The 6,428-nt window shown below is 34.8% G+C and carries 10 protein-coding genes and 1 tRNA gene; 9 read left to right on the top strand and 2 right to left on the bottom strand.

From position 1 onward, the window contains the following. Positions 1 to 216 precede the first annotated feature (216 nt). The 5 genes from IHO13_RS04040 to IHO13_RS04020 all read left to right on the top strand — a co-directional run bounded on the left by IHO13_RS04040 (position 217) and on the right by IHO13_RS04020 (position 2,356). A tRNA-Val gene (locus tag IHO13_RS04040) sits at positions 217 to 289 on the top strand. 24 nt (positions 290 to 313) lie between these two features. Then, positions 314 to 1,210, top strand: coding sequence for a cation diffusion facilitator family transporter (locus tag IHO13_RS04035; protein ID WP_225538387.1), 897 nt, complete (start codon positions 314 to 316; stop codon positions 1,208 to 1,210). A 335-nt stretch (positions 1,211 to 1,545) separates the two neighbouring features. Beyond that, positions 1,546 to 1,713 (top strand): hypothetical protein, encoded by a 168-nt coding sequence (locus IHO13_RS04030; protein ID WP_225538386.1) that lies wholly within the window; start codon positions 1,546 to 1,548, stop codon positions 1,711 to 1,713. Between the two features lie 263 nt (positions 1,714 to 1,976). After that, positions 1,977 to 2,138 carry a hypothetical protein gene (locus IHO13_RS04025; protein ID WP_225538385.1) on the top strand — a complete coding sequence of 54 codons (162 nt, stop codon included), beginning with the start codon at positions 1,977 to 1,979 and terminating at the stop codon, positions 2,136 to 2,138. A gap of 56 nt (positions 2,139 to 2,194) precedes the next feature. Beyond that, entirely contained in the window at positions 2,195 to 2,356 is a 162-nt protein-coding gene (locus IHO13_RS04020) for a hypothetical protein (RefSeq protein WP_225538384.1), read from the top strand. 944 nt (positions 2,357 to 3,300) lie between these two features. Here the strand turns inward: IHO13_RS04020 and ispH are convergent. Then, positions 3,301 to 4,224 (bottom strand): 4-hydroxy-3-methylbut-2-enyl diphosphate reductase, encoded by a 924-nt coding sequence (gene ispH, locus IHO13_RS04015; protein WP_225538388.1) that lies wholly within the window; start codon positions 4,222 to 4,224, stop codon positions 3,301 to 3,303. 185 nt (positions 4,225 to 4,409) lie between these two features. Here ispH and IHO13_RS04010 point away from each other — a divergent pair, with 185 nt between their 5' ends. The 4 genes from IHO13_RS04010 to IHO13_RS05765 are packed head-to-tail and all read left to right on the top strand — an operon-like array spanning position 4,410 to position 5,602. Further along, the gene (locus IHO13_RS04010) at positions 4,410 to 4,757 is read left to right on the top strand and encodes a hypothetical protein (RefSeq protein WP_225538383.1); all 348 of its coding nucleotides are present in this window, start codon (positions 4,410 to 4,412) and stop codon (positions 4,755 to 4,757) included. A 30-nt stretch (positions 4,758 to 4,787) separates the two neighbouring features. Next, a complete protein-coding gene (locus tag IHO13_RS05775) occupies positions 4,788 to 5,177 on the top strand; it encodes a penicillin-binding transpeptidase domain-containing protein (RefSeq protein WP_255586095.1) in 390 nt (129 codons plus the stop codon). Continuing rightward, positions 5,168 to 5,461, top strand: coding sequence for a penicillin-binding transpeptidase domain-containing protein (locus IHO13_RS05770; protein WP_255586094.1), 294 nt, complete (start codon positions 5,168 to 5,170; stop codon positions 5,459 to 5,461). Before IHO13_RS05775 ends, IHO13_RS05770 begins: the two co-directional genes overlap by 10 nt. A 9-nt stretch (positions 5,462 to 5,470) precedes the next feature. After that, positions 5,471 to 5,602, top strand: coding sequence for a hypothetical protein (locus IHO13_RS05765; protein WP_255586093.1), 132 nt, complete (start codon positions 5,471 to 5,473; stop codon positions 5,600 to 5,602). Between the two features lie 200 nt (positions 5,603 to 5,802). Here the strand turns inward: IHO13_RS05765 and IHO13_RS04000 are convergent, their stop codons facing one another. Beyond that, positions 5,803 to 6,150, bottom strand: coding sequence for a hypothetical protein (locus IHO13_RS04000; RefSeq protein ID WP_225538382.1), 348 nt, complete (start codon positions 6,148 to 6,150; stop codon positions 5,803 to 5,805). Between the last annotated feature and the right edge of the window lie 278 nt (positions 6,151 to 6,428).

Here is a 6,428-nt window from a genome sequence, read left to right as displayed (position 1 = left end):
GAATTTTGTCATTGAGCCTGGAGATCAAAAACAAGTTTTCAATCAGAAATACCCTATTACTATGGTAAGGGTGTCGGCAGAATTTGTTAAATAGCTTTTTCTTTTCTGAATGATATGCCCAGCACGCTGCTAAAAGCTGGTTTGTTATGCGAAAAATCAATAGTCTAAAAGCAAATTGACTTTCATCCTGTTGAAGCACTATACTAAAGCGACAATGGGTAATTAGCTCAGTTGGTAGAGCACTTGCTTGACGTGCAAGCGGTCGCTGGTTCGAGTCCAGTGTTACCCATTTTTGTTCATTAAAAGATTTTATATGGTAGTGGTACATAATGGTAAACACTCAGTAGCGGAGTCCAAACGCTTAATCTATTCCATAATAATAGTCGTGATAACAATGCTCATGGAGATAGTGGGTGGAATAATTTCACATTCGCTTGCCCTGCTATCAGATGCAGGACATATGCTCACTGACCTCTTTGCCTTAGTCTTAAGTTGGGTGGCGCATAGGTTTTCAGCTAAGAAATCTGACCTGCAAAGATCATACGGGTATCATCGGTTGCAGATAATTGCAGCATTTGTCAATGGTTTAGCTCTATTTCTCATTGCAGCAATCATTATAATTGAGTCAGTAAAGAGGTTTATTTTTCCAGTCAATGTTGAGTGGGAAATAATGTTAATGATTGCCATACTGGGGCTGATTGCTAATATTGTAGTCTTTTTTGTATTACATAGTAAATGCGAAAGCAACATAAACATAAAAAGCGTTGTACTGCACGTTATAGGAGACATTTTAGGTTCTGTAGCTGCTATACTTGCATCCATAATTATTATGTTTACTGGATGGCAGGTAGCAGATCCAATATTATCAGTATTTGTTAGCGTAATAATTCTAAATAGCGGCTATAAAATTCTCAAGAATTCCTGTCATATACTTCTTGAAGGTACACCTGAAGGTATCTCTGCTGAAGAAATAAAAAGTGAGATTGTATCTAAGCTACCTGAAGTGATAGATGTGCACCATATACATGCATGGTCATTGTCTGACAATTATTTCATAATAACTATGCATGCTAAAATTAAGCGAGAAGTGCAACACACTGATATTTTGTATGGAATAAAAAAAATATTGCTGGATAAGTTTAAAATAGCGCACTCTACAGTTGAAATTGAATATGGTGAGTGTGCAGATGATAAGATACTTAAACATTGAAATTTAAAACCATTATATATATTATTATAAAAATTTAATAGTATGAGAGAGTAGGCTATGGTAGTTTTTTTCTCAAGTACAATTTCCTCGTAGTGGCTCCGGTAAAGTTAGAACTGCTCTCTATTTATCTTTCTTAGTTTTATGTATTGCGGGACTAGCAATTTATTATTTTTTCTCTAAGCCTTTAATATTAACTTGGCTGTTAGCACCGATACCATTGGCAATTGGAATAATCCTATTACAGCCTGAAACAAGACCAGCAAAACTTAACCCCATAGCCTTACTTAAAGCTTCATAAAGCTACTTTCCGATAGTTTGTATGAGAATCTAATTGTATGAAGAATATAATGAATGCTATGAAAGAACATATGATGCCTCATATAGCAAACAATAGCATCGTTAATAGTATTAATACACTCAAAGGTGAATATGGTGAGAAGATGCAAGAACCCAATGGTGTTATACATAATGATGAATCTTTATTGAGTTTATCAAGTATATAGAGGGAAAAAATGGTTTGAAAACAATGATAAAAGAGAATTGATTAGTTTTCTTAAAGAATGGTGCAATGATGATAAACAAGTTCATGTTTCTGGACTCACAGGGGAGACAAATTTTATATTTGGTTCTAAAGGCCTGTAATAATCGAGATGATGAATCAATTGAAGCAAAAAGGCAAGGATTTGTAAGGTCTTTAATGTATGCCATGAACTATGCTAAAGGAACAGTTGTTCCTTAAACCTGCTTTACCAGCATTATTGGTGCAATGCTAAAGTTATTAGAAGGAATACACCCTGGTATTAGGATAGAATATCTCATGGAAGATAGAATTGGAATGCATGCAGAAAATGAGGCATGTGAATTTATTAAGAAAGAGCTAAAAAAAAGAAGAATCATCAAGAAATCCTCGATGCTTTGGACAAATTAGATGATAACAGTAACCAAATAGTTTCTAATCTTATCCAAGAGGTTAAGATACCTTTAATGAGAAGATTATTTAGCTTGAATTGTAATGAACAGAATGTAATAGATACAATAGAAAATCTTAAGTATATTAGCTCTGATAAGTTAACTGATGAGAATAAAGCAAGATCTAGCTTAAATGTTGATAGTATTACAAAAGGAATGGGAGTAGAGCTAGCATAGATTACAAAAACTGTATTCGTTCAGCTAAGCGATGTGAGAGATAATAATAAGAAGCTGTGGAAAGGATTCAGATCCTTTTGCTTCCATGTTAGTATAACAAAGTTATTCGCTCGAGGAATGTGTTTCCTCGCTCTGACTGTTAAAATATGAGTTTTTGAGTTAAACAACATAATACCATATCTGCTGCTCGGCATGGTAGCAGAATGTTTTCTGGATCACCCAAAAATTTTTACATCATTCTTTTGGGCTTTAAAATGTTTTTTGCAACTTGAGAAGCTCCAATTGTTTCAGGTAATATCAATGGTAATAGGACAAATTAAAAAGTTTTCCTACGATTAGCAAATTTATTATGTATTTTGTTTGATAACGAAAATTAGTATAATCTTTATGCTTAAGAAATTTACTAAATGGGTAAAAAGTAAAAGAAACCCTAGTCGATATTTATTTTCAGTATTGGCGTTTTTATGCCTTAAACGATGCAATTTAGCAGCTTTAAAAAGCAACTAGTCTAAGCTATGATATTTAAGAAATTTACCAAGCGGAAAAAAAAGACAATAAAACCACGAGGTAGCTAGTTATTTTACTCTCTATTTTAAAATCCGGTGTTGGATGATGTCTTAAACGACTTATAAGTGCGTTTCAGCTTGTGTGGGTAAAAACCTGAAAGTTTTAGTTTTAAAAGACATGCAGTGCACATAGTGCGAAAAATTGAACAATAGTACTCCAAATACAAGTTTTCTTGTCATTTTAATCTGCACAGATTGGGAGGTCAAATAGTAGCTCCAGTATCATGGTAAGGGGTTGAAAGAATTTTCAAGTAGTTTTTTTATTTCTATTGGATGATGTTATAACTTTTTTTCACTGTTGTCCATCCGCTTTCTGTATAGTGGAAATTGATACCAACAATACCCAAATAAAGGCTAGCGGACTAGTTTTGTTTTAAACTAAATTCGGTATTTAAACTGAACGTTTTCAGTAACACCACTTGGCATAACTGAAACTTTTATGTTCATATGTGTTTTCAGGTAGTCTATTAGCTCATCAACCAATATATCAGGAGCAGAAGCACCTGCAGTGATTCCCATCTTTTCTACACCCTGCAGCCAGCTTTTGTTTACACAACTATAATTATCAATCAAATAGGCTCTTTTCCTTCTAGCGATGCATAGATCTAATAAGCGATTTGAATTCGAACTATTTCTACTTCCTACAATTAACACTGTGTCTACGATTTCAGCTAGTTTTTTAACAGCATTTTGCCTGTTTTGTGTTGCGTAGCATATATCTTTTAAATTAGGACCTGTGATGCTTGGAAATCTAAGCTTTAGAGCAGCAATAATTTCGCTGGTATCATCGACACTTAACGTAGTTTGCGTGACGTAAGACAAATTGTCTGGATTTTTAACTTTTAAATTGTGTACATCTTCTACGGTTTGCACTAAAGTGATAGGATTGTCTACTCTTCCTCTAATTCCCTTAACTTCTGGGTGGTTTTCATGCCCAATCAGAATTAATTCTTTGCCGCTATCCTCATACCTTTTTGCTTCTTTATGTACTTTACTGACTAGAGGGCATGTTGCATCAATCACTTGAATACCCTTTCTTTTTGCCTCTTCTTCAATACTTTTTGACACTCCGTGTGCACTGAAGATCAATATTCCCCCATTGTCTTTAATGTCCTCAGTACTGTTTACAAAAACTACGCCTTGTTTCTTAAAGTCTTCTACTATATATTTGTTGTGGACAATTTCGTGCAGCACATAAACTTGGTGCTTGTTCTTGTGTTTTCCTAAAGTGATAGTTAATATGTCCACAGCTCTTTTGACTCCCGCGCAAAAACCGCGTGGCTCGGCTAAGATGACTTCCATTTTTTTTAAGTCAAATAAATATGCAAGCGTTACTGAGAAATAAGCTCCGCTCACTATATTTTATAGTACCATTGTTTATGTTTTATATAATAATTATTTTTCGTATGTTCTCTTTAACATTTGATTAGCTTGCTGCTCCAGAAGACTTAAGAAAAAGTAATATAGCGCATAGACAGCCTGGTATTTTGGACAGAAATGGAGTGATGATAGCAACAAATGTACCAACAACATCACTGTATATAGATTCAACCAGAGTAAAGAATCCAGAGAGTATAGCAGCACAGTTGTGCTCTATTTTGGATGACTTTGAATGCGAAGATTTATATGAAATACTTACTCCAAAAAAGAAATTTGCTTGGATAAAGCGGCATTTAACTCTGCAAGAGTTATTAGCAATAAAAGACGCTGGCGTGCCAGGAGTAAACTTTTATGATGACGTAAAGCGTATATACCCTCACAATAGTTTGTTTGCACACGTGCTTAGCTATACCGACATAGATGTAAAGGCATTGCTGGAGTTGAGGCATACATAAGTAACCAGCGTCACGACACTGCCAGTAGATATGTTCCAACTATCCTTAGATACGCGAGTACAAAGCATAGTAAATCAGGAACTCACTAGAGCCGTGAGCGGATATCAGGCGCTTGGTGGAGTAGGAACTGTTTTAAGTGTGAAAGATAGTAAAGTCATTTCGATGGTCTGTCTGCACGACTTTAATTCCAACCTGCAGAGTAAGGCAAAAGATATACAAAAGTTTAATTGCGCCAGTCTTGGAGTGTACAAGATGGGATCGATGATAAAATTCTTTATAATAGCGGCAGCGCTTGATGCAAATGTTGTAAAAACTAATGATTTATATGACGTATCAAAGCCAATCACCATTGGGAAATATGAAATTCAGGATTTTCATGAGTTCAAAATTCCAAAGTTGCTGTGCGAGATATGTTTGTAAAATCGTCCAACATTGGTGCCGCAAAAATTGCAGCCAAACTAGGTGTTGAAAAGCAGGTAGAGTATTTTAAGGCCATGGAGCTATTTTCTCCTTTGAGAATAGAAGTGCCAGAAAAATCCATACCGATAGTTCCGGATAAATGGAGTGAAAGCACTTTAATAACGGCGTCTTACGGTTATGGAATAGCTATAACTCCTATGCATATTGCACAAACTGTAGCTTCACTAGTCAACGATGGGATATTTCACAATGCAACTTTGATATTGAACAAAAAAAGGGTATAGGGGAGCAGATTGTTTGCAGAAAGCACTTCCAGAGAGATAAGAAAATTGTTACGTGCAGCAGTAACAGATGGAACGGAAAGGAGAGCTAACATAAAAGCATATGCAATAGGAGGTAAAACTGATCAGCAGAAAAAGTTGTAAATGGTAAATATAACAAAGATGCAAACATAACACCTTTTATAGAAGTGCTGACTACGCTTGACCCAAGGTATATAGTACTAATTGTTATTGATTAACCTTATGACTAGTACCATACCGGAGGAATAACCGTTGCACTTGTAGCCAAGAGCATTATAAGTAAAATAGCACCTATATTAAACGTTACACCCGAGATGTAGAAACTAATATTTTTTTATCAAAAGTTTAAGCTTATGATCTTGATTGTTTCCATCAATGCAAAGAAGCCCATCTTTTGTTATGTTACAATTTTTAGAAGAGATATCAAAATCGGTTTTTTTACCACTGCTGTCTACACTAAGGCAAATTCTCGGTTCGAAAAGATCCGTTACACTAGCTTCAAATTTTTTTGCTACCTTACCGTCCGGAGAAACCAAGTTAAACTTCCAGGTATCGCTTGGATCGATATTTCCTGTGTAACTACTACACTCATCACCTGCGCAGTATAAACTCTCAATTATGTAACCTCCACTGGGAATATCTATAAGAAAACCCCACAAATCATCTGACATATGAAATACCTTAATATTTACTGTTTATAAAGAACTGTAATACTTTTTAAGTATACTAATTACGATACACTTAAAGAATAAAGTTTCAACAATTAATTGTATAAAAAGTCTGTTTATAACAAATTCCACTCTCACTACACAAAAAGCGGATGGGCAACAGTGAAAAAAAGCTATAACGTCATCCAATAGAAGCAAAAAAACTACTTGAAAAATTCTTTCAACTCCCTTATCATGATAATAAAGCTATTTATTTAACTTCTCAACCTGTGCAGGTTAAA

It is taken from the genome of Wolbachia endosymbiont of Mansonella perstans (assembly GCF_020278605.1).
Classification (GTDB): Bacteria; Pseudomonadota; Alphaproteobacteria; order Rickettsiales; family Anaplasmataceae; genus Wolbachia.
The sequence above is the reverse complement of the archived record's forward strand: the minus strand, read 5'-3'. Positions and strand labels throughout refer to the sequence as shown.

Coding starts and splice junctions, on each gene's coding strand:
- IHO13_RS04035 (WP_225538387.1), top strand. CDS start 314: ATGGTAGTGGTACATAATGGTAAACACTCAGTAGCGGAGTCCAAACGC.
- ispH (WP_225538388.1), bottom strand. CDS start 4,224: ATGGAAGTCATCTTAGCCGAGCCACGCGGTTTTTGCGCGGGAGTCAAA.
- IHO13_RS04020 (WP_225538384.1), top strand. CDS start 2,195: ATGAGAAGATTATTTAGCTTGAATTGTAATGAACAGAATGTAATAGAT.
- IHO13_RS04030 (WP_225538386.1), top strand. CDS start 1,546: ATGAAGAATATAATGAATGCTATGAAAGAACATATGATGCCTCATATA.
- IHO13_RS05775 (WP_255586095.1), top strand. CDS start 4,788: ATGTTCCAACTATCCTTAGATACGCGAGTACAAAGCATAGTAAATCAG.
- IHO13_RS05770 (WP_255586094.1), top strand. CDS start 5,168: ATGTTTGTAAAATCGTCCAACATTGGTGCCGCAAAAATTGCAGCCAAA.
- IHO13_RS04025 (WP_225538385.1), top strand. CDS start 1,977: ATGCTAAAGTTATTAGAAGGAATACACCCTGGTATTAGGATAGAATAT.
- IHO13_RS04000 (WP_225538382.1), bottom strand. CDS start 6,150: ATGTCAGATGATTTGTGGGGTTTTCTTATAGATATTCCCAGTGGAGGT.